The organism is Rhodococcus sp. NPDC003318, assembly GCF_042879035.1.
Lineage (GTDB): Bacteria > Actinomycetota > Actinomycetes > Mycobacteriales > Mycobacteriaceae > Rhodococcus_G.
The window spans coordinates 42,671-68,622 of the sequence record NZ_JBIAOU010000001.1 but is presented as its reverse complement, the minus strand read 5'-3'; the positions used below and the strand labels follow the sequence as shown (position 1 = coordinate 68,622).

Below are 25,952 nucleotides of genomic sequence, written 5' to 3'. Positions count from 1 at the left end.
ATCGGCCTGATCACGGGACGAGCGGGCCTCACCGTGGGTCGGCCGGGACCCACGAGACAATAGCCGGATGGAATTGACTCTGATCGCCGTCATCGGTGTCGCGAGCATCGTCACCGTCGCGGCGTTGTCGAAACGGCTGGGCCTCGCCACTCCCCTGAGCCTCGTGGTGGTCGGCATCGGACTCAGCTTCGTGCCCGCCGTCCCCGACGTCGACATCGAACCAGAGTGGATCCTCGCGGTCGTGCTGCCGCCCCTGCTGTACTCGGCTGCGGTGACGATGCCCGCACAGGACTTCCGCCGAAACTTCAAGGCGATCAGCGGTCTTGCGGTACTGCTCGTGGTGGTGACCACCGCCGGCGCCGCCGCACTGTTCCACTTCCTCATCCCCGACATCGGGTGGGCCGCCGCCTTCGCCCTCGGCGCCGTGATCAGCCCCACCGACGCCGTCGCCGCCACCTCGGTCGGCCGCAAACTCGGGCTGCCCTCACGGTTGCTGACAGTGCTCGAAGGCGAAGGACTGGTCAACGACGCGTCGGCACTCGTGCTGCTGCGCTCCGCCATCGCCGCGATGGCAGGCGCCGTCTCGATGTGGGAGGTGGCCGGCGACTTCGTGTTCGCGGTCGTGGTCGCGTCGGCGATCGGCGTGGTCGTCGGGATTCTGAACGTGCGGGTGCGGGCCTGGTTCAACGACACCGTCCTCAACACGGCAGTGTCCTTCGTTCTGCCTTTCGTGGCCTTCGTCCCCGCCGAGGAGCTCGGAGCTTCCGGTGTGCTGGCCGTCGTCGTCGCCGGTCTGGTCACCGGCCACTCGAGCCCCCGCTACCTGCGCGCCGAGGACCGCATCACCGAGGAGATGAACTGGCGCACTCTCGCTTTCCTGCTCGAGTCCGCCGTCTTCCTGATCATGGGACTCAGCCTCGAACACCTCCTCGACGAGGTACAGGACGCGGGCCTGCCGTCCGGACAGGGATTCCTGATCGGACTTCTCGCGTCCGCCTTCGTGATCGCGGTCCGGATGCTGTTCGTCGTCCCGCTCGTCGCCGTACTGCGGCGAGACGAACGCCGGGCGGCGCAGTCGCTTCCCCGGCTCGAACGGTGGAAGGAACGACTCGGCCGGCTCGACGACGTGGACGGCATGAGCCCGAACCGCAAGGCACTCATCAGGCGTCGCGTCAACCGGACCAGCGCCGACATCGACTTCCTGCTCAACGAAACACTCGGGTGGCGTGGCGGCGTCGTCCTCGCCTGGTCCGGAATGCGGGGCGCGATCACGCTGGCAGCCGCACAGACACTCCCTTACGACACGCCCTACCGGGCCGAGCTGATCCTCATCGCGTTCGTCGTCGCCGTCACCACGCTGCTCCTGCAGGGACTGACTCTGCCGATGGTGATCCGATGGGTCAAGGTTCCCGGCGACGACCAGACCAGGCTCCGCACCGAATACGGAAACCTGTTGCGGGAACTCGCCGAAGCCGGCGACGAAGCCCTCACCGCCGTCGGCGACAGCGACCCCGACATCGTCGAGCGGGTCCGATCGGACAGCCTCATCGGAAAACAGGAGAAGCGTGACGCCTCCTCCCCCGACCCCCGACACGACGACCGCCGCGACGAGTACATGCGGTTGCGTCTGATCACCATCGGAGCCGAACGCACCACCCTCCTCGACGCACGCTCCCGCGGCACGTACAGCTCACAGGTACTCGGAGCTGCACAACGTCGCCTCGACCTCGAGGAGACCCGCATCGAGCAGCTGTACGGAAACCGCAGCGAATGACCGGCCGTCTCGGTTCCGAGAAGTGCTCGAGGAACGTGAGGTCGTGGTGTCCGGAGCCGACTGTGGCCGATAACTCACGTTATGACATTACTTGGTGGTTCGATGACGCCGCCCCGCGATGGAACCACGGCCCTTCCCCTGTGACCTGGATCATGTCGAGGTGAACTACAGTCATTACTTGGTAAGACAACTTGAACCGTAGGTGGTGTCGTGGATCTGACGGAACTGGCAACTCGATTCGGCGACAAGCCGGCGATCGTGATGGGACGGTCCGGAGACACCCTGACCTATCGGGAACTCGAGGAGCGTTCCAATCAGATCGCCCACCTCTTCCGCTCACGAGGACTGGCGACCGGTGACCACATCGCCATTCTCATGGAGAACGAACTCGACGTGTTTCCAGTGGTGTGGGCCGCGCAGCGGACCGGGCTGCGGTACACCCCGGTCAACTGGCATCTGACCGCCGGCGAGGCGGCGTACATCGTCGACAACTGCGGGGCCGAGCTGTTGATCCACTCCGCGTCGCTGACGGCACTCGCGGTGGCCGCAGAAGAGTGTGCATCCGCCCTGCAGGGCCGCCTGGTCGTCGGCGAGGCAACGGACGGAACGAAACTCCTCGCGGAGGCGGCCGCCGGTCTGCCGGTGGGCACGGTCGACGATCAATCCGAAGGCTTCTACATGTTCTACTCGTCCGGCACCACCGGTCGGCCGAAGGGGATCGTGCGGGAACACACCAGCAAACCCTTCGGAACCGGTATGAACATCGACCACCTGATGGGCAGTGCGTTCGGTTTCGGTCCCGAGACCGTCTACCTCAGCACCGGCCCCCTGTACCACGCCGCTCCCCTGGGCTGGTCGATCGGCGCCGTCCGCAACGGCGGAACGGTCGTCGTGATGGAGAAGTTCGACGCCGAACTCGCGCTTCGACTGATCGACGAATTCACGGTCACGCACGCACAATTCGTCCCCACGATGTTCGTTCGGATGCTGAAACTCCCGGACGCTGTCCGGTCCCGGTACGACGTCTCGAGTATCCACCTCCTCGTGCACGGTGCCGCACCGTGCCCCGTCGAGGTCAAGGAACGCATGATCGAGTGGTTCGGTCCCAAGCTCGTCGAGTTCTACTCCGGCAGTGAAGCAACGGGATTCTTCATGATCGACACCCCGAGCTGGCTCACCCACCGCGGTTCGGTCGGCAAGGCTGTTCGCGGTGGCGTCCACATCTGCGACGACGAGGGCACCGAACTGCCACCGGGCCGGATCGGCACGGTCTGGTTCAGCGACACCGGACGGTTCGAGTACCTCGGCGATCCCGACAAGACCGCGGACGCGTTCAACGAGAAGGGCTGGAACACGCTCGGCGACCTGGGGCACGTCGACGACGAGGGCTACCTCTACCTGTCCGCGCGTCGGTCGGACCTGATCCTGTCCGGCGGCGTCAACATCTATCCGCAGGAGGTCGAGGACGCATTGACCCTGCACCCGGCCGTACTCGACGTCGCGGTGATCGGACTACCCGACGACGAGATGGGCCAGCGAGTGCACGCAGTGGTCCAACCGGTTGCCGACGCCGTCGCAGGCCCCGCGCTCGCCGCCGAACTCATCGCGTACTGCCGGGACAACCTTGCCCACTACAAGGCGCCACGGTCGATCACCTTCGAAGATGTGCCCCGCCTGCCGAGCGGCAAGATCCTGCGCCGCGAGTTGATGAATCGCGACAGGCTGGTCACCCCGACATCGCGGTGACCAGCCGCCCCCTCCCCTCCTGGGTGCTTGTCAGGACGGGAGATGGCGTTGGTTCTTGCGCCGATCAGAATGCCGATAAGCTGCCTTATGACATTACTTGGGTTCAGGACCCTGTGACCAGGGGTATCGGAGCAGGTCAGAGACCTCTCGCCCGCGACGCGACGGCGCGGTATTCGCTGCGACGGTGCGCGATGTGCGAGTCGACGCGCATGTGGTCGCGCATCGACGGAATCTCCGCGCTGTCGCCCACCGGGATCCCCCGCCGAACCAGCCACGCGCGGACCTCACCCCACAACCACGTCTGCCCCAGGGTCAGATTGAACGGCAGCGGGAACGGATCGCTCTGGTGCCGGTGTCCCCCGACCCACAACGCGACCGCCTGTCGGGTACAACCGGCCCGCTCCGCAATCAGCCTGCGGTTCACCAGATCCGGTTGCGTTCGTTCGACATCGACACCAGCCTCGCTGAGCCTGGCGACGAGGTCGATTCCCGCGGCATAGCCACGAAATCCCTCGGCTGTCGCCGTCACCACCTGCAGCGGACCGTGATCGTCGATCGCGGCACCGAGTTCGTCCCGCACCCGCTCCTCCACTCGCAGCGGAACGACGGACGTGACGAACGAGTACCGATAGCACAGTGATTCGTGGTCCACGCGGCGATCCTACGGGCACCGCGTTGACGAATGTCAACGGCCGGCGCACACCGGAAACGGAACGATCCGCACACGACTCGGACGCGGCGCGAGAGCTGCTCCGTGACCACACTCGCGTCCCACCAGCCCCATCCGGCACAATCGAACACGTGACCGAATCCCTGGACGACTGGTTCGAGGAGTTCCTCGTCTACCGCAGTACGGCGAAACCGTCCCCGAACACCCTGCGGGCCTACCGGCAGGACTACCGGGCGGTCGCCGATGCACTTGCGCGGGTGGCCGCGTCCTCGCCGGCTCGCCTCACGCCGGACGTCATCGACAAGGCGGCGATGCGGACCGCGTTCGCCGAGTTCGCCGCCACCCGTCAGCCCGCGTCGATCCGTCGATGCTGGTCGACGTGGAACATGCTGTGCGACTTCATGTTCGCCGCAGACGCCATCGTGGCCAACCCGATGTCGTCGGTGCTGCGACCGAAGGCACCGAAGACCGTGCCGAAGGCGTTCCACGCCGACGCCGTGCAGCGTCTCGTCACGACGCTGCAGTCTCCCGACGACGGCGCCCGGGCCTGGCCGGAGCGCGACCTGGCCCTGATCCTCACCGGTCTGCTCACCGGCCTGCGATCGGCCGAGCTCATCGCGATCGACCTCGGCGACCTGCGTGACGCGGCCGGCGACGGACCGGACCAGGCGAAGGTCATCCACGTCCACGGCAAGGGAAACAAGCAGCGCGTGGTGACCGTCGAGCAGGTAGTCGTCGACGTCCTCGGCGACTACCTGGCCAGCCGCGCAGAGCGGTTCCCCGCGACGACGCGACGGCGGGCGGGCACCGACCCGTGGCTGCGGTTCGCGGCAGCGGATCCGATGTTCGTCGGACGGGACGGGACCCGCATCACCCGCGGCACCCTGCAATATCGCGTCGAGCGCGCGTATCGGCGCGCCGGCATCAACGGTGATCGTGCGAAAGGCGCTCTGGTGCACCAGCTCCGGCACACGTTCGCAACCGCGATGGCAGACCAGAACGTCAGCGTCTACACGCTGATGCGGATGCTGGGCCACGAATCGATGACGACGACCCAGCGGTACACCTCCGGGGCCGGCGCCGAGGTGCGGGGCGCGGCGGCGTTGAACCCGGCCTACGACCTCGTGAGTCGAACGGCCGGGCTGACCCAGCAGTGACGCGAGTGTGCGTCAGGGCAGCGTCGCAAGGAACGCGAACACGGCCGGCTGGACCGCGGGGTTCGCGTTGACCACGCCCGTGACGGCGCCGATCGTTCCGCCGATTGCCGCGCCGAGCGGGCAGCCGACGAACAGGAAGAGGACACAGCCGACGACCAGACCGATCGCGGCACCGGTGTTGGCGTTGAGCTGTCCGCCGTTCAGCCAGCCTTTCTCGATCTCGGCGATCATGTCCTGGTAGGCGGCCTGGCTGTAGGCGGGCTGAACTCCGATCGGCGGAGCCTGCGGCGTCAACAGCAGTTCCCGACCGCCGCCGCCGATGGTGGCGGTGATCGGGACCAGGGTGTCCCCCACGGCGTACGCGAGCGGAATTCGGGTCAGTGCGGTGCCGGCATCGTTGACGACGTCGACAGCGGTCCCGCCCGAAACCGGGCGGAACACACCCGAGTCGAGCACTGTCGCCACGGAGCGCCCGTCGGGACGGACCGACGTCTGGTATCCCACTTCGGTGTTTCCTTGTGTCGGAACGGGACTGGCATAGGAGTTGCCAGCGCCGACACCCATCGCCGCAACTAGGGCCGCGGAGAGCACCGCGGCCTTGTGAAGTTTCATGGTGGGGCTCCTACTCCGAGAACTCGGTGTTTCGTACACCGATGCGGGAAGACGGCCCGATCGGGTCGCTGACCGTCCGGAACATCACCTAGAATAGAGACCGAACGGCCTGCGGCGTACCCCTTTCGGGCTCCTGACCTCGGCCGATGTACCTGACGAACGGATCGGCGCCGGGCAGTTGCCCGGCGCCTTCCCTGTTCACGGCACGGCTCTCGGATTCGATCGAGTCACCCGATGTCGAACGACCCGCTGTCAGATCACCCCGAGCGCGAACATCGCGTCGGCGACCTTGACGAAGCCGGCGATGTTGGCGCCGAGTACGTAGTCGCCGAGCTTGCCGTATTCCTCGGCGGTGTTCACGCAGCGGTCGTGGATGTCGCGCATGATCTTCGACAGCCGCTCGTCGGTGTAGTCGAAGGTCCACGAGTCCCGGGACGCGTTCTGCTGCATCTCCAGCGCGGACGTGGCGACGCCGCCGGCGTTCGCCGCCTTGCCGGGTGCGAACGCGACCCCGGCGTCGCGGAAGATCGCAATACCCTGCGGGGTGGTGGGCATGTTGGCACCCTCGGCGACGACCTTGACACCGTTGCCGACCAGGGTCTTCGCGGCGGCGTCGTCGAGCTCGTTCTGCGTGGCGCACGGCAACGCGACGTCGCAGGGCACGTTCCAGATGCTGCCGCCGGGGTGGTACTGCGCGTCGGCGCGCTCGTCGACGTACTCGGAGATGCGGCCGCGGCGAACCTCCTTGATCTGCTTGAGCAGGTCGAGGTCGATGCCGTTGTCGTCGACGATGTAGCCGGAGGAGTCCGAGCAGGCGACGACGGTGCCGCCGAGCTGGTGCACCTTCTCGATCGCGTAGATCGCGACGTTGCCGGAGCCGGAGACGACGACGCGGCGGCCGTCGAGGCTGGTACCTGCGGTCTTCAGCATCTCCGCGACGAAGTACGCGGCGCCGTATCCGGTGGCCTCCTTGCGCACCATCGAGCCGCCCCAGGTGAGCCCCTTGCCGGTGAGTACGCCGGATTCGTACGAGTTGGTCAGCCGCTTGTACTGGCCGAACAGGTAACCGATCTCCCGCCCCCCGACACCGATGTCGCCGGCGGGGACGTCGGTGTACTCGCCGACGTGCCGGTGCAGTTCGGTCATGAAGGACTGGCAGAAGCGCATGATCTCGGCTTCCGAGCGGCCCTTGGGGTCGAAGTCCGAGCCGCCCTTGCCACCGCCGATCGGCAGGCCGGTGAGCGAGTTCTTGAAGATCTGTTCGAATCCGAGGAACTTCACGATGCCGAGGTTGACGCTCGGGTGGAAGCGCAGTCCACCCTTGTAGGGGCCGAGGGCGCTGTTGTACTGGACCCGGAAGCCACGGTTGACGTGCACGTGCCCGCGGTCGTCCTGCCACGGAACCCGGAAGATGATCTGCCGCTCCGGCTCGCACAGCCGTTCGATCAGCGCACTGTCGGCGTAGTTCGGGTGACGTTCGAGGACGACGGTGAGCGATTCGAAGACCTCGGCGACCGCCTGGTGGAATTCCGGCTCGCCGGCATTGCGGCGCACCACCTGTTCGAAGTAGTTGTCGACGCGCTCACGGACCTGTCCATTCACAGCGACAGACCTCCTCACAGGGTTCACAGGGATTAACTCAGACTTAAAGAGACGGTAATCCCAAGGACCCTCACAGTCCTAACCGGTCGGACGTGAGATTTCCCGCCCTGTGAGATTCGAGTCATGACGACACGCCGGTTCCCTCGACGCTCACCCGGACGCATCGCCGCTCCGGGACTAGCGTGAACAGCGCTGCCGTACATCTGCGCGAGGAGTGTGCACATGAGCGTCAATTCGGTCGATTCGCCCCGCCACCGCGTCGTCGTGATCGGCTCGGGATTCGGCGGCCTCTTCGGAGCCCAGGCCCTCAAACACGCCGACGTCGACATCACACTCGTCGCCCGCACCACCCACCACCTGTTCCAACCCCTGCTCTACCAGGTCGCCACCGGCATCCTCTCCGTCGGGGACATCGCCCCCGCCACCCGCCTCGTCCTGCGCAAGCAGCGCAACGCGCGGGTCCTGCTCGGCGACGTCGAGCGGATCGACCTGACCGCGCGGACCGTGACGTCCCGGCTGCTGGGGCGCGACACCGTGACCGAGTTCGACAGCCTCATCGTGGCGGCGGGCGCCGGCCAGTCGTACTTCGGCAACGACCAGTTCGCCAAGTTCGCTCCCGGAATGAAGACGATCGACGACGCGCTCGAACTGCGCGGCCGCATCCTCGGCGCCTTCGAGGAGGCCGAACTCTCCGACGATCCGGAGGAACGGACGCGGCTGCTCACGTTCGTGGTGGTGGGCGCGGGCCCGACCGGCGTCGAGCTGGCGGGACAGATCGCCGAACTGGCGAACCGGACCCTCGCCGGGGCGTTCCGCAGGATCGACCCCCGCGAGGCCAGGGTGATCCTCCTCGACGGCGCTCCGGTCGTGTTGCCGGTGTACGGCGGCAAGCTCAGCGCCAACGCCGCGGCCCGGCTCGAGAAGCTGGGGGTCGAGATCCAGCCGAACGCCATGGTCACCGACGTGGACGCGGACGGCCTGGTGGTCAAGGAGAAGGACGGGACGACGCGTCGCATCGACTGCCAGTGCAAGGTGTGGTCCGCGGGCGTGCAGGCCAGCCCCCTCGGCAAGCAGCTCGCGGACCAGTCCGGTGCGGAGATCGACCGGGCCGGCCGGGTGCACGTGAACCCCGATCTGTCGTTGCCCGGCCATCCCAACGTCTACGTGGTCGGCGACATGATGGCCCTCGACAGCCTGCCCGGCCTCGCCCAGGTGGCGATGCAGGGTGGCAAGCACGCCGCCAAGCAGATCAAGGCGACCCTCGCGGGGACGCCGCCGGACCAGCGTCAGCCGTTCAAGTACTTCGACAAGGGGTCGATGGCGACGATCTCCCGGTTCAGTGCGGTGGCGAAGGTCGGGAAGCTGGAGATCACCGGGTTCATCGGCTGGGTGATGTGGCTGGTGATCCACCTGATGTACCTCGTGGGGTTCCGGAGCAAGTTCTCCACCGTGCTGTCGTGGACGGTGACTTTCCTCGGCCGCGGCCGCGCACAGATGGCCTCGACGGAGCAGCAGGTGTTCGCACGCACCGCGATCGAGGACCTACAGGACTACGAGCGCGCGCGGGAAGCCGGACTGATCGGCGACCCGACGGCGGTGTCGACCGGTGAGGAACGCGAGAAGGCCGGGTAGGCGGCTCCCGCGTCGTCGCGCGAGACGGGTGGGCCTCGATGTGACAGCGGGCCCCGCACCGGTGGTTCGGTGCGGGGCCCGCTGTGGAGGGGACCGGGAGTCACTGCAGCCCTCAGGACTCCGGCACGGTCCGGTGGTTCGGCTGGTTTGTCGCGCCTCGAACTATAGGGAAGGCTTTCCTAACTTGCAAGGGCTTGGAGGGGTGCGGTGACACGAACCGTGTCCCGACCGACCGGACGACGCAGCGCCGGGCGCCCCGCCCGGGCCCGCACCGGCATCCCGGAGGTCTCGAACGCGTCGAGCAGAGCCTGACCGCGGCGGTACGCGACCGAGGCGGCGACCCCACCGCGCGTCGGAACCAACGTCGCGGCGCCGAGCACCGCCTCGCCGACCATCGCCCACAGCACCGAGCGATCCAACGGGACGAGCCCGTCGAGCGCGTCGAAGACCGCGGTCAGCGAGGTCCGGCACCGGCATGCGGTCCACATGGACAGGGCCCGCTCGCAGGGCAGGATCACCACCCCGTCGGATCCGCCCCAATGGTCGCCGGGCAGCACACGCACCGTCGGGTTCCAGACGCCGACCCAGTCGATGCATCCGTCGCTGTCCATGTGGATCGAGAGGTTGTCCAACCCGGCGTCCCACGCGCGCCCCTCGAGCACCACCAGCGCCGCCACCCGGCCGACGACGGCGTGGATCAACGCCGACGCGACCGAGATGGCCGCCGCCTCACGGTCGGGGATGTCCTCGAGGCACCGGGTGAGCATGCGCTCGAGCCGGTCGCCACGGATGCCCTGAGCAAGCGCCCACCAGCGCCGCTTGGGCTGCTCGACCATCTGGGCGACCGCGTAGACGCGCGGGTAGTCCGGGTGGATCGCGCGCAGCCGGATACAGGACTCCGAGAGTGCCGAACCTCGCAGGGGCACAGCGAGTTCTACGCGCGGGAGCACGGGGATCGTCGACACTTCTCACTCCTTCGTCATCCGATGCAAGATCAAACATAGGTTAGCCTAACCACAAGCGGCCCGAAACAGGGAGGCGGCATTCCGGGTTTGGATAGGGTTACGTAACCTGGAGACCGTTCGCCTCATCCGACGCAGGAGCGTGCTCGTGACCATCACCCCCGGCGACGTGGACTACGCGGTCCGGGAGATTCCCCGCGGGCCCGCCCCACGTGGCCTGCGCGCCGTCGCGGCCGTCGTCGACGTCGCCCTCGTCGCCGTGCCGCTGGTGATCGGCTGGTACATCGTCGACTCCCTGCGCGACGACAACGGCGGCGGCCAGATGGACCGGATCGTCTTCGGCGTGGTCGCCGTGGTCGTCGCGGCCACTCTCCTGGTCTGGAACCGTGGCGTGCGCGAAGGCACCACGGGGGCCGGCGTCGGCAAGAACTGGCTCGGCCTGATCACCCGCGACGCCACCACCGGAGGGCCACTCGGCACCCGTCGGGCACTGCTGCCCCGCAGCGGCACCGAGGTCGTGCGGTACGCCACCGCCGTCGACGAGGGCTTTCGTCCTCTCCCCGCGGACAACTCGATCCCCACCCTCCGCAAGCGGCGACTGATCGGGCTCGCCGTCCTGCTCCTGATCCTCCTCGCGACGGTCGTCGCGAGCGTCGCGGTCGGCGCCCGCCCCATGGACTTCGGCGAGATCTTCCACGCGCTGTTCCAGTCCACGGGCACCGACACCGACCTCGTCGTGCGCACCCTGCGGATTCCGCGCACGGCACTCGCCGTCGCGGTCGGCGTCGCGTTGGGCATCGCGGGTGCCCTGATCCAGGGCCACACCCGCAACCCGCTCGCCGACGCCGGGCTGCTCGGGCTCAATGCCGGCGCCGCGCTCTTCGTGGTCCTGTCGATCTACTTCCTCGGGTTCACCACGCCGAGCCAGTACCTGTGGTTCGCCTTCGCCGGATCCCTCGCCGCGAGCATCGTGGTCTTCGGTGTGTCGTCGATCGGCAACGGGGGGTCGAGTCCGCTCAGCCTCGCGCTCGCCGGCGCCGCGGTCGCGATGTTCCTCCAGGCGATGACCCAGACCGTCATCCTCCTCGACCAGACCAGCCTCGACGGCTACCGGTTCTGGGTCGTCGGCTCGGTCGCCGGCCGTGGACCCGAAGTGCTGTGGCAGGTGTTGCCGTTCATCGTCCTCGGTGTCGTGATCGCCGTCGCCGGCACCCCGGCGCTGAACGTGATCAGCCTGGGAGACGACGTCGCCCGCGGACTGGGCACCAACGTCGCGCTCACCCGTGCCGTCGGCATCGCCGCGATAACACTGCTCACCGGCGCCGCGACCGCCGCCTGCGGACCGATCGCCTTCGTCGGTCTCGTCGTTCCGCACGTGGCGCGGTTCATCACCGGCCCCGACTACCGCTGGCTGGTCCCCTACGCCGGCCTGCTCGGCGCGATCATGGTCCTGCTCGCCGACGTCATCGGTCGCGTGGTGGTCCGCCCCGGCGAACTCCAGGTCGGCATCGTGCTCGCAGTGTTCGGTGCGCCGTTCTTCATCGCGCTAGTGCGGCGCAGGAAGCTGGTGTCGCTGTGAGCACCCTCGAACGCAATTCCCTCACCGACGCCGGGGCACTGCCGACCACCGTGCCGGGTAGGCCCGCGTTCCGGGTCGGCCGCATCTCCCTCGTCCGCCGGACCACGATGGCCACCATCACGGTCCTGCTGCTCGCCGCCGCCTTCCTGCTGCTGTGCATCAACATCGGTCGCGGCGAATTCCCCGTTCCCATCCCGACCGTCGCGGAGATCCTCTTCGGTGGTGGCACCAAGGTCGAGCGCTTCATCGTGATGGATCTGCGCCTGCCTCGCGGGCTGACCGCGCTGCTGACGGGCGTCGCGCTCGGTATCGCGGGCGCGATCACCCAGTCGATCCTGCGCAACCCTCTGGCCAGCCCCGACATCCTCGGCATCACCGCGGGCGCGAGCGCCGCCGCGGTGACGCTGATCGTGGTCGGCGGCGGTGGCGCGTTCGTGGGTGCACTGGCCGCGCTCGGCATCCCCCTCGCCGCGCTCGTCGGCGGCATCGTCACCGCCCTGGTGATCTACCTGCTCGCCTGGCGTGGCGGCGTCCAGGGTTACCGCATCGTCCTCATCGGGATCGGCGCCAACGCGATGCTCGTCGCGCTCATCCAGTGGCTGCTGATCTCGGCCGACATCAACGACGTCGCGCGCGCGCAGGTGTGGCTCAACGGCTCCCTCAACGGCAGCGACTGGGCACAGGTGTGGCCCGTCGCGATCGGTGTCGCCGTTGTCGGTACCGCCGCCGTGATCGCATCGTTCACGCTCGGCGTGTTGCGGCTCGGCGACGACAACGCCCGCGCCCTCGGCGTGCGGCTGCAGACCGGACAGGCGGTGCTGCTGCTCGCCGCGGTCGGGCTCGCGGCCATCGCGACCGCCGCGGTCGGCCCGATCGGCTTCGTCGCCCTCGCCGCTCCGCAGCTGGCCCTGCGACTGCTCCGCACGCCGGGGCCGCCGATCATCGCGTCCGGACTGATGGGGGCCATCCTGGTGCTCGGCAGCGACATCATCGGCCGCACCATGCTCCCCGTCGAACTGCCTGTCGGCGTCGTCACCTCGGCGCTCGGCGGTCCGTTCCTGATCTACCTGCTCATTCGCAACAATCGGAAGGTGACCGCATGAGCGCCCCGCATGCTGCAGATGCCCCCGAACGGCTCGACCCGAGCCCGCGGCTCACCGCCGAATCGCTCGTCGTGGGCTACGGCGACCGGCTGATCATCGACGGGCTCGACCTCGAGGTCCCGACCGGGCTGGTCACCACCATCATCGGGCCCAACGGCTGCGGCAAGTCCACCCTGCTCCGTTCTCTCGGGCGGCTGCTCAAGCCGCGCAGCGGTCAGGTGCTGCTCGACGGCAAGGCCATCTCGTCGATGCGGACCAAGGACGTCGCGCGGACCCTCGGCATGCTGCCGCAGGCGCCGACCGCGCCCGAGGGCCTGACCGTCGGCGACCTGGTCTCCCGAGGTCGTCACCCACACCAGTCGTGGCTGCGGCAGTGGTCGTCCGACGACGAGGGCGAGGTCGCGAAGGCACTGGCCCTGACCGGGGTGTCCGATCTCGCCGACCGGCCCGTCGAGCAGCTCTCCGGTGGTCAGCGGCAGCGGGCCTGGATCTCGATGGCGCTCGCGCAGGGCACCGACATCCTGCTGCTCGACGAGCCCACGACCTACCTCGACCTCGCGCACTCGGTGGAGGTACTCGACCTCGTCGACCGTCTGCACTCCGAGCTCGGGCGCACGGTCGTCATGGTGCTGCACGACCTGAACCTCGCGATCCGCTACAGCGATCGGCTGGTCGTGATGTCGCAGGGTTCGCTCGTCGCGCAGGGCACGCCGTCCGAGGTGATCTCGCCGGAGTTGCTGCTCGACGTGTTCGGGCTCGAAGCACGCGTGATCGACGACCCGGTGTCGGATCGGCCCCTCATCGTGCCGGTCGGCACCCGGCACGTGTACGGCTCTGTCGGCGGACCCGACCATCCGCTCGACATTCCGCACAACTAGAGGCGTACCGCTGGTCAGCTTCGGAACATCGTGCGGACCAGCCGCAGCCCCTGCCCGAGGGACACCCCGGGCAGGTAGGCGCGGCCGACGGCGTTGCCGATGCTCGGCAGGGCCGCGGGGTCGGCGAACACCATGTACATGGGTACGTAGTCCGGTTGGAACTTCGCCTTGAACGCGAGCAGCGAACGGAACCCGTAGACCGGTTCGAGGGTGCGTCCGAGGACGTCGAGGACCGTGTCCATGACCGCGGCGAGTGTGCTCTGGTCGGCGGTGGGAGCGGAACCGTCCGCCTCGGTGACCTTCGCGAGCGGCGCCCCGGACAGGCTGACGAACTCGGCGCCCTCCTCCTTCAGTGACAGCGCGGCCGACGCGATCAGGAACTCCATGGCAGGTCGGAAACCCTCCGCGCGGCGACGCATGAAGTCGAGGGTCCAGCCGACGACGCGGCCGTCGCGGTACACCGGCATCCACGAGGTGACGCCGTGCACGGTCCGCTCCGCGTCGACGGCGATCAGGCAACGCACCCGCGGGTCGTCGATCTCGTCGAGCCCGCCGAGGGTGAATCCCATCTCCGGCATGCCCTTGTCCGCGACCCATTCCTCCGAGATCGCCGTGATCTGGTCGGTCAGGGCCAGTGGCGCATCCGGGAAGCTGATCCACTCGGCACGCACACCCGATTTCGAGGCCCGGTTCAGCGCGGTGCGGACGTCCTGGAACTTCTTGCCCTTGAACTCGAGCTGGTCGAGGTGCAGCACCGTCTCCTCGGCCACCTGGAATCCGGCCCAGCCGATCGAGTCCGTGACCGCGCGCAGTTCGGCCGTCACCGAGTAGAAGCAGGGGATCCAGCCGTTGCCGGTGGCGAAGTCGGCGAACCCGGTGACGTTGTCGCGCAGCGCCTGCGGTGGCCCGACCGGGTCGCCGGTGGTCAGGGCGACACCGGCGATCACCCGATAGGCGACGTACCCGCGGCCGTCCGGTGCGAACCAGTACCGGTTGCCCCGCCAGGTGGTCATCCACGACAGGGGTCCGCCGGTGCCCGAGATCAGCAGGCGCCTGGCTCGTTCGGTGTCGTCGGTGGCCGCACCGTAGGCGGGGGCGAAGAACGTCGCGGCGACCGCGACGCAGACCGCGACCCACAGCACCACACCGGTCCACTCGTACAGCAGGGTGGTGACCGCGTCGTCCGGTAGGAACCGGGGGTCGAGCCACTGCAGGTACACGGGCGGCACCAACCGCTGCGGATAGTCGGCGAGCAGGGCGGGCACGGACGGAACCCGGTCGAACCCGCTGCGAGCGATCATGCCGAGTGCGACGTAGGCGACGCCGAGTGCACCCGCGACCCCCGCCAGCCGCAGCCACCACCGTCGGTAGGTGCCGTGCGGCGCGGAGACGGTGAAGAACCGTCGGGTCACCACGAGCAGGACGAGGACCGCCAGTGGCGTCAGGAACGGCGCCAGCGTCCGGTACACGGTCGGCGAGTCGAGCCCGTAGAACAGCGAATCGCCCTCCACGAACCCGACGTAGCGGACCGCGAAGTTCAGCAGCGACAGCGCCAGCAGCACACCCTGCGCGCAGACCACCGCGATCCACGCGAAGCGGCGACCGCGGCGCAACCCGTCTGCGAGCACCAACAGCAGGATCGACGGCATCAGACTCAGGATGGTCGGCCCGACACCGCCGAGCCGCAGTCCCAGCAGCCCGCGTCGGCAGTCCTCGCCGGTGCGGGACTGCACGCACAGGTCCCGCACCTCGGCCGGTGTCCACTCGACCCCGCGGAAGAGGTCGCGCAACACGGCCAGCGGACCCACGGCGTTCGGGGACAGTGCGGCGAGCGCCGGACCCAGCGCGCTGGCCGCGACCACGAGCGCGACCAGGACCCTACCCTCGCGCTGGGTGCCCGCGAGCCGCTGTCCACGGGCGGACCGGCCGACGATCACGGGTCCGAGTACCAGCCCGACCACCGCAGACGACAGTCGCACCAGGTCCAGCAGGTGCCCTCCGAACAGGGCGAGGGTGATCAGCAGCGCCAGCAGCCCGACCCGCAGACGCCGCCGCCACAGCGTGGTCATCGAGGAGCTGGCGACCATCGCGACACCCACGATCCAGGGGGTCGGGCTGACCGAGAAGCCCACGTGCAGTCGGAACCCCCAGCCGCCGTCGACCAGCTTGACCACTTCGCACAGTGCGAGCGCGACCAGGGTGCCGAACACCTGTGTGGTGAGGGCGGCAACCGCGAACCGGCCCGAACCGATGCGGTGTTCGATGGGTGCGGCGATCAGCAGGATCGCCGCCGTCGCGAGGAGGTACCCGGCCAGTCCCTGCGCCCACAGGCCGGACGTCACGGCAGTCCAGATCCGGCCGTGCTCGAACGCCATGATCCCGGCCGCGAACTGGTGCGTGACGGATCGTCCGGCGCCGCGGCCGAGATTGCCGGTGGCGGCCCCGAGGACCCACAGCAGGACGAGCAGGCAGATACTCACCGGCGCCCCGGACGCCCCGAACCGGACGAGTCCGGCGAGACGCCTGGACTGTCTGCTCAGCGTGGCCAACGCTGACGTCACGACGTCAACCCCAATCTCTTCGACAGCCAGCCGAGTTCCCGTTCGAGACCGGCCGACCACACCGCAAAACTGTGCCCGCCGGGGATCTCGACCAGCCGCACGTCCATTCCCGCCTGACGTGCGGCATCGTAGAGAGTGTGCGCGCCCGGCGCGTAGTCGTGGTCGTCGGACCCGACAACGAAGACCCCCGCGGTGCCGGGGAACGCGCGGGCCGCCATCAGATCCATCGGATTGACCGCGGTGAACGCCGCGTCGTCGCCGCCGAACGCCGCGTCGACGGTCCGCTGCCGGTCGCCGAGGGTCGGTTCGAGTTGTCCGGACAGGTCCAGGAACGTCGGGTACACGTCGGGGTGGTTGGTGGCCAGTTGCAGCGAGCACGTCCCGCCGTACGACAGGCCGCCGACGGCCCACGCCCGCGGATCGGGGTCGACCTGCAGGTTCGCCTTCACCCATGCGGGGACGTCGGTGGCGAGGTAGGTGTCGACGTTGCCGAGTTTCGAGTCCAGGCACAGGGGGTTGGCCAGTGTGGAGCCGGTCCCGTCGGCGACGACGACGATCGGGGCCAGGCCGTCGTGCTGGGCGGCGAAGGCGTCCATGGTCTGCGCGAGCCGCCCGCCGGCGAACCAGTCGCCCGGGCTTCCGGGCTGCCCCGCGAGCAGCACCAGCACCGGCAGCAGCGGTCTGGGGTCGGCGAAGTAGGCGGGCGGGAGGTAGATCTCGGCGTCGCGCGCGGCGAACCCGGAGACGGCACCCGGGATCGCCACCGTCACCACCCGCCCCGAGTCGGGAACGTCCGCCGGCGGGGTCCACACGGAGTCCAGCGGGCTACCTTCGACCGGATCCGCGACCGGATCCGCGACCGGGGCCGGGACGGCGGAGAAGGCGAGCGCGTTCGCGGCGGGCAGTCCCAGCGCGTCGCGGACGGTCGGGTACGCGTCGAAGACCAGGTTGACGTGGACGGCGGACGCCGCGACGACGGCGAGGGCGGACAGCACCGTGGCCAGGCCGCGGCGCACGCGCCGGTCGGTGATCAGCCGGCCCACCGCGAGCGCGATCGCGAACACGGCGCACCCGATCCACACGTACACCGACGTCTCGACGGGATCGGGGAACGGGCGCCACCACTTCTCGACCCCGATCCAGGCGGCGGCGGTGAGCACGATGGCCACCACCGCGCAGATCGGGACGGTCCGGCGCAGGTGGCGGGCGGTGTGCGCGGTGGGCGCGAGCACCAGCCACAGCACACCGAGGACCGCGAGGGCCGTCACCACCCACGGCACGGGCCCCGACAGCAACCGCACGTCGTACAACCAGTCCACGCGGTGACCTCTCCGTCGACAGCGCCGCCGCACTCCGGACGACCCCACATTCAATACACCTGTCGCGTTACTACTGCAGGTAGTACGCACGACTGTCGGACAGTACGTAGGATGTACCCATGGCAGGACTTGGCGAGCTCGAGCGAGCAGTGATGGACCACCTGTGGTCCAGTTCCGAACCCCAGACCGTCCGTCAGGTCCACGAGGCCCTCGCGGCGCGGCGTGAGCTTGCGTACACCACGGTCATGACCGTGCTTCAGCGGCTGGCGAAGAAGAACCTGGTGATCCAGCAACGTGACGACCGCGCGCACCGCTACCTTCCGGTGCAGGGACGCGACGAACTCGTCGCATCGTTGATGTTCGACGCCCTCGACCAGGCCCACGCGTCCGACGGCCGTGTCGCAGCGCTCGTGCACTTCGTCGGCAAGGTGGGCGCGGACGAGGCCGCCGCGCTGCGTGAGGCGTTGAACGCACTCGAGGAGTCCGACGCGAACAAGCGCCACCTGCGCAGCATCGACACCGGTAACGATCGCGCGAGCTGACCGTGCCCGTCATCGTGCATGATGGGTAGGCCATGAACCCGACCACCGCACTGGCCTTCGCAGTGATGGCCCTGCTTCTCGCCGGCCCTGTGCCCGCGCTGCTCGCGCGCGCCAGCTGGCCCTCTCGCGCGCCCGGCGCAGCACTCGTGCTGTGGCAGGCGGTCGCGATCGCGGCGGTGCTGTCGGCGTTCAGCTCGGGGCTGGCCATCGCCGCGGAACTGCTGGTGCCCGGTCCGGACGGGCGGCCGACGACCGCACCCCTCGAGGAGATCGACGCGCTCGGACTGCCCCTGTGGGTCGCGTACGTCGTGGTCTTCGCGCTGACCCTGCTGATCGGGGCGAAACTGATCTTCTCGATCGCGTCCGTCGCCGTGCGTACCCGCCGGCGGCGATCGCGACACCGGATGCTGGTCGACCTGCTCGACCGCGGCGAACCGCACCGCAGTCGCGGCTCGAACCTGCGCGTCCTCGACGCCGCCGAACCGATCGCGTACTGCCTGCCCGGGCTGCGTCACCGCGTCGTGGTCAGCGCGGGCACGCTCGACACCCTCGGGCGCGACGAGATCACCGCGATCCTGATGCACGAACGCTCGCACCTGCGATCGCGGCACGATCTGGTGATCGAGGCGTTCACCGCCGTCAACGAGGCGTTTCCGAAATTCGTCCGGAGCAGGTCCGCACTCGGGTCCGTGCAGCTGCTCGTCGAACTTCTCGCCGACGACTCCGCGGTCAAGGTGACCGGGCCGACCCCCCTCGCCCGCGCACTCGTCACGTGCGCCGGATCGAGCGCACCGGTGGGCGCGCTGGCCGCGGGCGGCCCGCACACGCTGACCCGGATCCAGCGGCTCGCCCATACCGGTACGAACGTGCCGGTCGCCCTCGCCGCCTACCTCGCGTCGGTCACGATCCTCGTGGTCCCGACGATCGCGGTCGCGGTGCCGTGGCTGGTCGAGCTGCAGCGCCTGTTCGCGACCTAACCGCGCCGGCAGCGCCGGTGCCGCACGCATCACACGCGGCTCGGCGAGAGAACCACACCGGTGTCCCGTACACTGGACAACGGCCGCCTTCCCGGCCCATTTCGATCGACACCCACATTTTCGGCACATTCACGCCCCCGACCGGGGCGGCACGTGCCCGGCTCGTCTCTTCTGCGCGACTGTTCACAGCCCCGCTCTCCGCGACGCGCCCAGACGCCCGGAGAGGTAATTCCGCGTGACCAACGCTGCCCAGTCTGCTGCTGCCCACGATCAGGACGCTCAGCTCGACGCCCCCGAAATTCAGACCACCTTCGCCGAGATCGGCCTGCCCGCGCCCGTCGTCGCGGCACTCGCCCGCGACGGCATCACAGTGCCGTCTCCCATTCAGGCGATGTCGATTCCGGACGCGATCGCCGGCCGGAACGTCCTGGGCCGCGCCCAGACCGGCTCCGGCAAGACCCTCGCGTTCGGATTGCCGATGCTCGCCCGCCTCGCCGACCGCGCCGACCGTCCCGCCCCCAAGCGGCCCCGTGCCCTCGTGCTGGTGCCGACCCGCGAACTCGCCGTCCAGGTCGTCGACTCGCTGTTCCCGTACGCGTCGTCGGTCGGGCTGCGGGTCCGTTCGGCCGTCGGCGGCATGGTGTTCACCAAGCAGGTCGAACAGCTCGCCCGTGGTGTCGACATCCTCGTCGCAACTCCCGGCCGCCTCGGCGACCACCTCCGTCAGGAGACCTGCATCCTCGACGAGGTCGAGATGACGGCGCTCGACGAGGCCGACCAGATGGCCGACATGGGCTTCCTGCCCGAGGTCCGGTCCATCCTCGAGCAGACGCGCCCCGACGGACAGCGGCTGCTGTTCTCCGCGACCCTCGACCGCGAGGTGCAGTCGCTGGTCCGACGCTTCCTGCCCGACCACGCCCTGCACGCCACCGAAGACGGCCGCGCGAGCGTCGACACGATGGACCACTTCCTTCTTCTCGTCGACCGCGGCCAGAAAGATTCCGTGCTCGCCGAGATCGGATCCCGCCAGGGCGGCCGCACGATCATGTTCGCGCGCACCAAGCTCGGCGCCGAGGGCATCACCGAACGCCTCCGTGAGGTGGGTGTCGTCGCCGAGGCCCTGCACGGCGGCAAGGCCCAGAACCAGCGCACCCGGGTGCTCGAACGGTTCAAGACCGGCCGTACGCCGGTGCTCGTCGCCACCGACGTCGCCGCCCGCGGCATCCACGTCGACGGCATCGACCTCGTCGTGCACGTGGATCCGCCCGCCGACCACAAGGACTACCTGCACCGCGCCGGCCGGACCGCCCGCGCCGGCGAGCGGGGCACCGTCGTGTCGATCGTGCTGCCGAACCAGCGCCGGATGGTGCGCCGGTTGATCGGCACCGCCGGTGTCGACGCGACCGATGTCGAGGCCCGGCCCGGCTCCGAGGAACTCACCGCCATCACCGGTGCCCGCACCCCGAGCGGTGAGCCGGTGCGCGAACGTCGCGAGCGCTCCGATCGCCCGGAGCGCTCCTACGGCGATCGGCCGCGCCGGGACGGATTCGACCGCCCGCGCCGCGACGGCGGCTACCAGCGCAGCAGCGATCGCTCCTACGGCGACCGTCCGCAGCGCGACAACGGATACCAGCGCGACAACGGATACCAGCGCGGCGGGGACCGTCCGTCGTACGGCGACCGTCCGCAGCGAGACAACCACCGTAGCGAGCGCCCTCAGCGGGACGGCGGCTACCAGCGCGGCGACCGCTCCTATGGCGACCGGCCCCAGCGCGACAACGGATACCAGCGCGGCGGGGACCGTCCGTCGTACGGCGACCGGCCCCAGCGGGACGGCGGGTACCAGCGCAACGAGCGTCCCCAGCGCAGCGGAGACCGTTCCTACGGCGACCGGCCCCAGCGCGACGGCGGCTACCAGCGCAGCAGCGACCGGCCGTACGGAGACCGGCCGCAGCGGGACAACCGGTCCGACCGCCCGCAGCGGGACAACCGGTCCGACCGCCCGCAGCGCAGCGAGGGTGGCTACCAGCGCAGCAGCGACCGACCGTACGGAGACCGGCCGCAGCGGGACAACCGGTCCGACCGCCCGCAGCGCAGCGAGGGTGGCTACCAGCGCAGCAGCGACCGCTCCTACGGCGAACGGTCCTACGGTGACCGCCCGCAGCGGGACAACTACCGCAGCGAGCGCCCGCAGCGCGACGGCGGCTACCAGCGCAGCGGCGACCGACCGTACGGAGATCGGCCCCAGCGCGGCGGGGACCGACCGTACGGGGATCGGCCCCAGCGCAGTGAGCGCACCGGCACGTCCGGGGGCTTTCGCAGCCGCACTGAGCGCCGCTCCTACGACGGTTTCGACGGACCCCACCGGGACCGCTGACCGCTGACCGGTTCCAGCTCCGACGATGCCGCCACCCGCGCCGCGGGTGGCGGCATCGTCGTCTCGGCCGCACCGCGCGGATTCCGCCCCGTCCCAAGTTGCGAGACCCTGGAGTTTCGCTCGGGTGCGGGGCAGGGAAAGCTGTAGGCCATGACCGACAACACCTCCTCGCCCGCGCGTGCTCAGATCGGCGTCACCGGACTCGCCGTGATGGGCTCGAACATCGCCCGCAACTTCGCCCGCCACGGACACACGGTGGCCCTGCACAACCGCAGCATCGCCAAGACCGACGCGTTGATCGCCGAGCACGGCAGCGAGGGCGACTTCGTCCGCACCGAGACCGTCGAGGAGTTCGTCGCCGCGCTCGAGCGTCCGCGCCGGGTGCTGATCATGGTCAAGGCCGGTGAGGCGACCGACGCGGTGATCGAGGAGCTGGCGTCGGCGATGGAGCCCGGCGACATCATCATCGACGGCGGAAACGCGTTGTACACGGACACGATTCGCCGTGAGGCGTCGCTGCGTGAGCGTGGACTGCACTTCGTCGGCGCCGGCATCTCGGGCGGCGAGGAGGGCGCGCTGAACGGCCCGTCGATCATGCCCGGTGGCCCGAAGGAGTCGTACGAATCCCTCGGTCCGCTGCTGGAGTCGATCGCCGCCGTCGTCGACGGCACCCCGTGCTGCACCCACATCGGGCCGGACGGCGCGGGCCACTTCGTGAAGATGGTGCACAACGGCATCGAGTACGCCGACATGCAGCTGATCGGCGAGGCGTACCACCTGTTCCGTGACGCGCTCGGCTACGACGCCGGCCAGGTCGCGAAGGTGTTCGCGGAGTGGAACACCGGCGAGTTGGAGTCGTACCTGATCGAGATCACCGCGGAGGTGCTCTCGCAGGTGGATGCGAAGACCGGTCAGCCGCTGGTCGACGTCATCGTCGATGCGGCCGAGCAGAAGGGCACCGGGCGCTGGACGGTCAAGTCGGCGCTCGACCTGGGAGTGCCGGTCACCGGTATCGCCGAGGCCGTGTTCGCGCGGGCGCTGTCGGGTTCGCGCGCGCAGCGCGCCGCCGCGAAGGGCCTCGCCTCGGGCACTCTCGGTGAGAAGCCGACGGACGCAGAAGAGTTCACCGAGGACATCCGCCGCGCGCTGTACGCGTCCAAGATCGTCGCGTACGCGCAGGGCTTCGACCAGATCCGGGCGGGCAGTGTCGAGTACGACTGGGACCTGACGCCGGGCGACATGGCGACGATCTGGCGGGGCGGCTGCATCATCCGGGCCCGGTTCCTGAACCGGATCAAGGAGGCGTACGACTCCAACCCCGACCTGACGTCGCTGATCGTCGAGCCCTACTTCAAGGACGCGATCGAGAACGCCGTCGACTCCTGGCGTCGCGTCGTGGTGACCGCGACGTCGCTCGGCATCCCGGTGCCCGCGTTCTCGTCGTCGCTGTCGTACTACGACGGGCTGCGCGCCGAGCGCCTGCCTGCCGCGCTCACCCAGGGCCAGCGCGACTTCTTCGGTGCGCACACCTACGAGCGCACCGACCGCCCCGGCAAGTTCCACACCCTGTGGAGCGGCGACCGCAGTGAGGTCGACGCCTGAGCGGGCACCACCCGAGCGCGGTCCCGGAGCGCGACCCCGGGACCGCGCGCTCACGCCCCCGCCCCCGGCGGCAGACCGAGTAGTGGCTGCACGATCGTCGAGTCGCTCGATCCCTCCCAGGGCAGCAGTCCCCGGCAGTCGGCCCAGACCACCTGCAACGCCCGGACGTGGCGTCCGTAGAGGTCCACGGCACGCAACAGCCACGACTCGCAGTCCCGCGCCGCGACGAGGGTCACGTCCAGCCCCGCGACCGAGTACCTGTCGCCGGGTTCGAGATCGTGCCCGCACCTCATCCACGACCCGAGTTCGTTCAGCAGCATGGCCGACTCCTCCGCGCACCGGCCGGTGACGACGAGCTCGGGGCGGCCGATCGCGGTCAGGCCCACCGAGTAACAGAAGGCCGGGTGCACTCCCTGCTCGTCGATGGCCGAGGCGACGTACTGCAGCAGCCAGCCGTGCTGCGCGATCGTCCGCCGCATCTCCCTCCGGATCTCGCGCGGCGACATCCCGTCACACATCTCACACATCCGCTCCCCCTCGCTCCGTGTTCGAAACTGTGTTCGATGCGCCGATGGTGCACCACCCCACCGACACGTTTGCCGGGGCGGGCCGTGCCGGTGCCACGCGGTAGCCTCGACCTGCACCGATCGCGAGGAGTACCGCCACCATGCCCACGTTCGCCGACCTCGGACTGCCCGCGACGCTGGCGCAGTCCTTGAGGCGGGAGAAGATCACCGAGCCGTTCCCGATCCAGGCGTTGGTGATCCCCGACATCCTGGCCGGACGTGACCTCCTGGGCCGCGGCCCGACCGGTTCCGGGAAGACGCTCGCGTTCGGCCTGCCGATGCTCGTGCGCCTCACCGGCCGCGCCAGCGCACCGAGGCGGCCGCGCGGACTGGTGCTCGCGCCGACCCGGGAGCTCGGCGCCCAGATCGAACGCGCCCTGGACGAGTCGGCGCTCGCCCTGGGTTTGCGGATGGCGGTCGCCACCGGCGGGGTTCCGACGAAACGCCAGGCCGAGCGTCTCGCGCGCGGTGTGGATCTGCTGGTCGCGACGCCGGGTCGGCTGATCGACCTGCTCGACCAGGCAGCGGTGTCCCTCGACGACGTTCTCGTCACCGCGGTCGACGAGGCCGATCACCTGGCCGACATCGGCTTCCTGCCCCAGGTGACCGACATCCTCGACCGCACGCCGAAGGGCGGTCAGCGACTGCTGTTCTCGGCAACGCTCGACGAGGACGTGCAGGCACTGGTGGATCGCTACCTGCACGATCCGGTCGTGCACGCGACCGCGTCCGCAGCCGCGCCCGTCGCCCCGGCCGATCACCACGTGCTGTTCGTGGACCGCGCCGACAAGGCGGCGGTGGTCGCGCAGATCGCCGCACGCGAGGGCCGAACCCTGCTGTTCGTCCGCACCCAGCACGGCGTCGATCGGCTGGTCGCCCAGCTCGCGCAGGTCGGCGTTCGGGCCGGGACGTTGCACGGCGGGAAGTCGCAGGCGTTCCGTGGGCACGCACTCTCGGCGTTCACGTCGGGCCGGGTACCGGTGCTGGTGGCGACGGACGTCGCGGCCCGCGGGATCCACGTGGACGACGTGTCGCTGGTGGTGCACGTCGACCCACCCGCCGACCCGAAGGACTACCTGCACCGCGCCGGCCGGACGGCCCGCGCCGGAGCGTCCGGAACCGTGGTGACCCTGGTGACCGACGAGCAGCGGGACGAGGTCGCGGCGATGCTGACGCGCGCGGGTATCGACCCGGAGGGTGTGCTCGTCGGTCCGGGCGACCGCGCACTGGCGGCGGTCACGGGTGCCCGGCCACCCGCCGGAGTGCCGGTCGCGGACGACGGTCCGCCCCGACCCGCGGAGCGGACCGCGAACCGTCCGGGTCGCACTCCGGGGCGTGGCGGGCGCGTCCGCACGAACGATCCGGGGCGTTCCCGGGGACAACGGCGGCGCGGCGGGGCAAGCTGAATCCGTGACCGACCTGCCGCTGCTCTCCGTCGCGTGTGCGCTCGTCGGCGCGTTGCTGTTCGCGATCGGGTCGGTAGCACAGCAGTCGGCGGCCGCCGGGGTCGAGGAGGGCGATGCCCTGATCGGTGAGTTGATCCGGTCGCCGAGGTGGTGGGTCGGCGTCGGCGGCGACGCCGGAGGCTACGTATTCCAGGCCGCCGCACTCGGTCTGGGTTCGGTCCTGGTCGTGCAGCCGCTCATCGTGAGCACGTTGCTGTTCGCGTTGCCGCTGTCGGCCCGGTTCGCGGGTACCCGGATGTCCGCGAGGACCTGGGTGACGGCCGTCGCGCTGGCGCTGTCGCTGGTGGTGTTCCTGACGGTCGGCAATCCGACGGAGGGGCAGGCGGCGGCGACCCTGCGGCACTGGGCGATTCCGCTGGTGGTTGTCGCCGGGGGCTGCGCGGCGGCCGTCACGGTTGCCCTCACCCGGGTCCCGGCGGGCACGCGGGCACTGCTGCTCGGGTCGGCGTGCGGTGCGCTGTACGGTGTCGCCGTCGCGCTGACGAAGCCGGTCCTCGACGAAGCCGGACGGGATCCGCTCGCCGTGCCCGCGCGGTGGGAGGTGTGGGCGTTGGTCGCCGTCGGCGCCGGCGGCTTCTACCTTCAGCAACGCGCCTTTCAGGCCGGGTCGCTGGCGGCTTCGCTGCCCGCCGTCACGATCGGCGAGCCGCTGGTCGCCGCGTATCTCGGATTCGCCGTGCTCGGAGAGCGATTGCGGGTCGACGCGGCCGGGGCCGTGGTGGTCGCCGGCGCCGTGGTCGTGATGATCGCGACGACGATCGCTCTGTCCCGGTCGCAGGCGCAGTCGAGCCCGGGCACTCCGACGTCGGACCAGGTAGCGTCGTAGA

20 protein-coding genes are annotated in these 25,952 nt (G+C 69.6%); 13 read left to right on the top strand and 7 right to left on the bottom strand.

The genetic code is table 11. From position 1 onward, the window contains the following. Nucleotides 1-67 precede the first annotated feature (67 nt). On the top strand, nt 68-1,774 hold the full coding sequence (locus tag ACFYVR_RS00315; RefSeq protein WP_387468609.1) for a cation:proton antiporter: 1,707 nt from the start codon (nt 68-70) through the stop codon (nt 1,772-1,774). A 210-nt stretch (nt 1,775-1,984) separates the two neighbouring features. Beyond that, nucleotides 1,985-3,520, top strand: a complete 1,536-nt coding sequence (locus ACFYVR_RS00310; protein WP_387468608.1) for an AMP-binding protein — start codon at nt 1,985-1,987, stop codon at nt 3,518-3,520. 136 nt (nt 3,521-3,656) lie between these two features. Here the strand turns inward: ACFYVR_RS00310 and ACFYVR_RS00305 are convergent, their stop codons facing one another. Then, the gene (locus ACFYVR_RS00305) at nt 3,657-4,172 is read right to left on the bottom strand and encodes a hypothetical protein (RefSeq protein WP_387468607.1); all 516 of its coding nucleotides are present in this window, start codon (nt 4,170-4,172) and stop codon (nt 3,657-3,659) included. A gap of 149 nt (nt 4,173-4,321) precedes the next feature. Between ACFYVR_RS00305 and ACFYVR_RS00300 the strand changes: the two genes are divergently transcribed. Beyond that, nucleotides 4,322-5,347, top strand: a complete 1,026-nt coding sequence (locus ACFYVR_RS00300; protein ID WP_387468606.1) for a tyrosine-type recombinase/integrase — start codon at nt 4,322-4,324, stop codon at nt 5,345-5,347. Nucleotides 5,348-5,359: 12 nt separating this feature from the next. On the opposite strand, the gene ACFYVR_RS00295 is transcribed toward ACFYVR_RS00300, so the two are convergent. Together ACFYVR_RS00295 and gdhA are read right to left on the bottom strand one after the other, a co-directional pair. Continuing rightward, nucleotides 5,360-5,959 carry a hypothetical protein gene (locus ACFYVR_RS00295; RefSeq protein ID WP_387468605.1) on the bottom strand — a complete coding sequence of 200 codons (600 nt, stop codon included), beginning with the start codon at nt 5,957-5,959 and terminating at the stop codon, nt 5,360-5,362. Between the two features lie 252 nt (nt 5,960-6,211). After that, on the bottom strand, nt 6,212-7,561 hold the full coding sequence (gene gdhA / locus ACFYVR_RS00290; RefSeq protein ID WP_387468604.1) for an NADP-specific glutamate dehydrogenase: 1,350 nt from the start codon (nt 7,559-7,561) through the stop codon (nt 6,212-6,214). 222 nt (nt 7,562-7,783) lie between these two features. On the opposite strand from gdhA, the gene ACFYVR_RS00285 reads away from it, so the two are divergent. Then, nucleotides 7,784-9,193, top strand: coding sequence for an NAD(P)/FAD-dependent oxidoreductase (locus ACFYVR_RS00285; RefSeq protein ID WP_387468603.1), 1,410 nt, complete (start codon nt 7,784-7,786; stop codon nt 9,191-9,193). 179 nt (nt 9,194-9,372) lie between these two features. Here ACFYVR_RS00285 and ACFYVR_RS00280 read toward each other — a convergent pair whose 3' ends face one another. Beyond that, nucleotides 9,373-10,158, bottom strand: a complete 786-nt coding sequence (locus ACFYVR_RS00280; protein WP_387468602.1) for a hypothetical protein — start codon at nt 10,156-10,158, stop codon at nt 9,373-9,375. A gap of 145 nt (nt 10,159-10,303) precedes the next feature. Between ACFYVR_RS00280 and ACFYVR_RS00275 the strand changes: the two genes are divergently transcribed. Genes ACFYVR_RS00275 through ACFYVR_RS00265 form a run of 3 tightly spaced genes read left to right on the top strand, consistent with a single transcriptional unit; the run spans nt 10,304 to nt 13,715 of the window. Next, nucleotides 10,304-11,734: a FecCD family ABC transporter permease gene (locus tag ACFYVR_RS00275; protein ID WP_387468601.1), complete on the top strand. Its 1,431-nt coding sequence runs from the start codon at nt 10,304-10,306 to the stop codon at nt 11,732-11,734. A 50-nt stretch (nt 11,735-11,784) separates the two neighbouring features. Continuing rightward, complete coding sequence (locus tag ACFYVR_RS00270; RefSeq protein ID WP_387470244.1) at nt 11,785-12,837, top strand: FecCD family ABC transporter permease; 1,053 nt, start codon at nt 11,785-11,787, stop codon at nt 12,835-12,837. Further along, the gene (locus ACFYVR_RS00265; RefSeq protein ID WP_387468600.1) at nt 12,834-13,715 is read left to right on the top strand and encodes an ABC transporter ATP-binding protein; all 882 of its coding nucleotides are present in this window, start codon (nt 12,834-12,836) and stop codon (nt 13,713-13,715) included. Before ACFYVR_RS00270 ends, ACFYVR_RS00265 begins: the two co-directional genes overlap by 4 nt. Nucleotides 13,716-13,729: 14 nt before the next feature. Here the strand turns inward: ACFYVR_RS00265 and ACFYVR_RS00260 are convergent, their stop codons facing one another. Next, complete coding sequence (locus ACFYVR_RS00260; RefSeq protein ID WP_387468599.1) at nt 13,730-16,276, bottom strand: bifunctional lysylphosphatidylglycerol flippase/synthetase MprF; 2,547 nt, start codon at nt 16,274-16,276, stop codon at nt 13,730-13,732. Next, nucleotides 16,273-17,595 (bottom strand): alpha/beta hydrolase, encoded by a 1,323-nt coding sequence (locus tag ACFYVR_RS00255; RefSeq protein ID WP_387468598.1) that lies wholly within the window; start codon nt 17,593-17,595, stop codon nt 16,273-16,275. Before ACFYVR_RS00255 ends, ACFYVR_RS00260 begins: the two co-directional genes overlap by 4 nt. A gap of 119 nt (nt 17,596-17,714) precedes the next feature. On the opposite strand from ACFYVR_RS00255, the gene ACFYVR_RS00250 reads away from it, so the two are divergent. From ACFYVR_RS00250 to gndA, 4 genes are all read left to right on the top strand, one after another. Then, a complete protein-coding gene (locus ACFYVR_RS00250) occupies nt 17,715-18,137 on the top strand; it encodes a BlaI/MecI/CopY family transcriptional regulator (RefSeq protein WP_387468597.1) in 423 nt (140 codons plus the stop codon). A 32-nt stretch (nt 18,138-18,169) separates the two neighbouring features. Further along, nucleotides 18,170-19,114 (top strand): M56 family metallopeptidase, encoded by a 945-nt coding sequence (locus tag ACFYVR_RS00245; RefSeq protein ID WP_387468596.1) that lies wholly within the window; start codon nt 18,170-18,172, stop codon nt 19,112-19,114. Nucleotides 19,115-19,349: 235 nt separating this feature from the next. Further along, a complete protein-coding gene (locus tag ACFYVR_RS00240; protein ID WP_387468595.1) occupies nt 19,350-21,491 on the top strand; it encodes a DEAD/DEAH box helicase in 2,142 nt (713 codons plus the stop codon). 150 nt (nt 21,492-21,641) lie between these two features. Next, nucleotides 21,642-23,093, top strand: a complete 1,452-nt coding sequence (gene gndA / locus ACFYVR_RS00235) for an NADP-dependent phosphogluconate dehydrogenase (RefSeq protein ID WP_387468594.1) — start codon at nt 21,642-21,644, stop codon at nt 23,091-23,093. A 50-nt stretch (nt 23,094-23,143) separates the two neighbouring features. On the opposite strand, the gene ACFYVR_RS00230 is transcribed toward gndA, so the two are convergent. Then, a complete protein-coding gene (locus ACFYVR_RS00230) occupies nt 23,144-23,599 on the bottom strand; it encodes a DUF4262 domain-containing protein (RefSeq protein ID WP_387468593.1) in 456 nt (151 codons plus the stop codon). Between the two features lie 161 nt (nt 23,600-23,760). Between ACFYVR_RS00230 and ACFYVR_RS00225 the strand changes: the two genes are divergently transcribed. Beyond that, the gene (locus ACFYVR_RS00225; RefSeq protein ID WP_387468592.1) at nt 23,761-25,065 is read left to right on the top strand and encodes a DEAD/DEAH box helicase; all 1,305 of its coding nucleotides are present in this window, start codon (nt 23,761-23,763) and stop codon (nt 25,063-25,065) included. A gap of 4 nt (nt 25,066-25,069) precedes the next feature. After that, on the top strand, nt 25,070-25,951 hold the full coding sequence (locus ACFYVR_RS00220) for a DMT family transporter (RefSeq protein WP_387468591.1): 882 nt from the start codon (nt 25,070-25,072) through the stop codon (nt 25,949-25,951). The last annotated feature ends 1 nt before the right edge of the window (nt 25,952 follow it).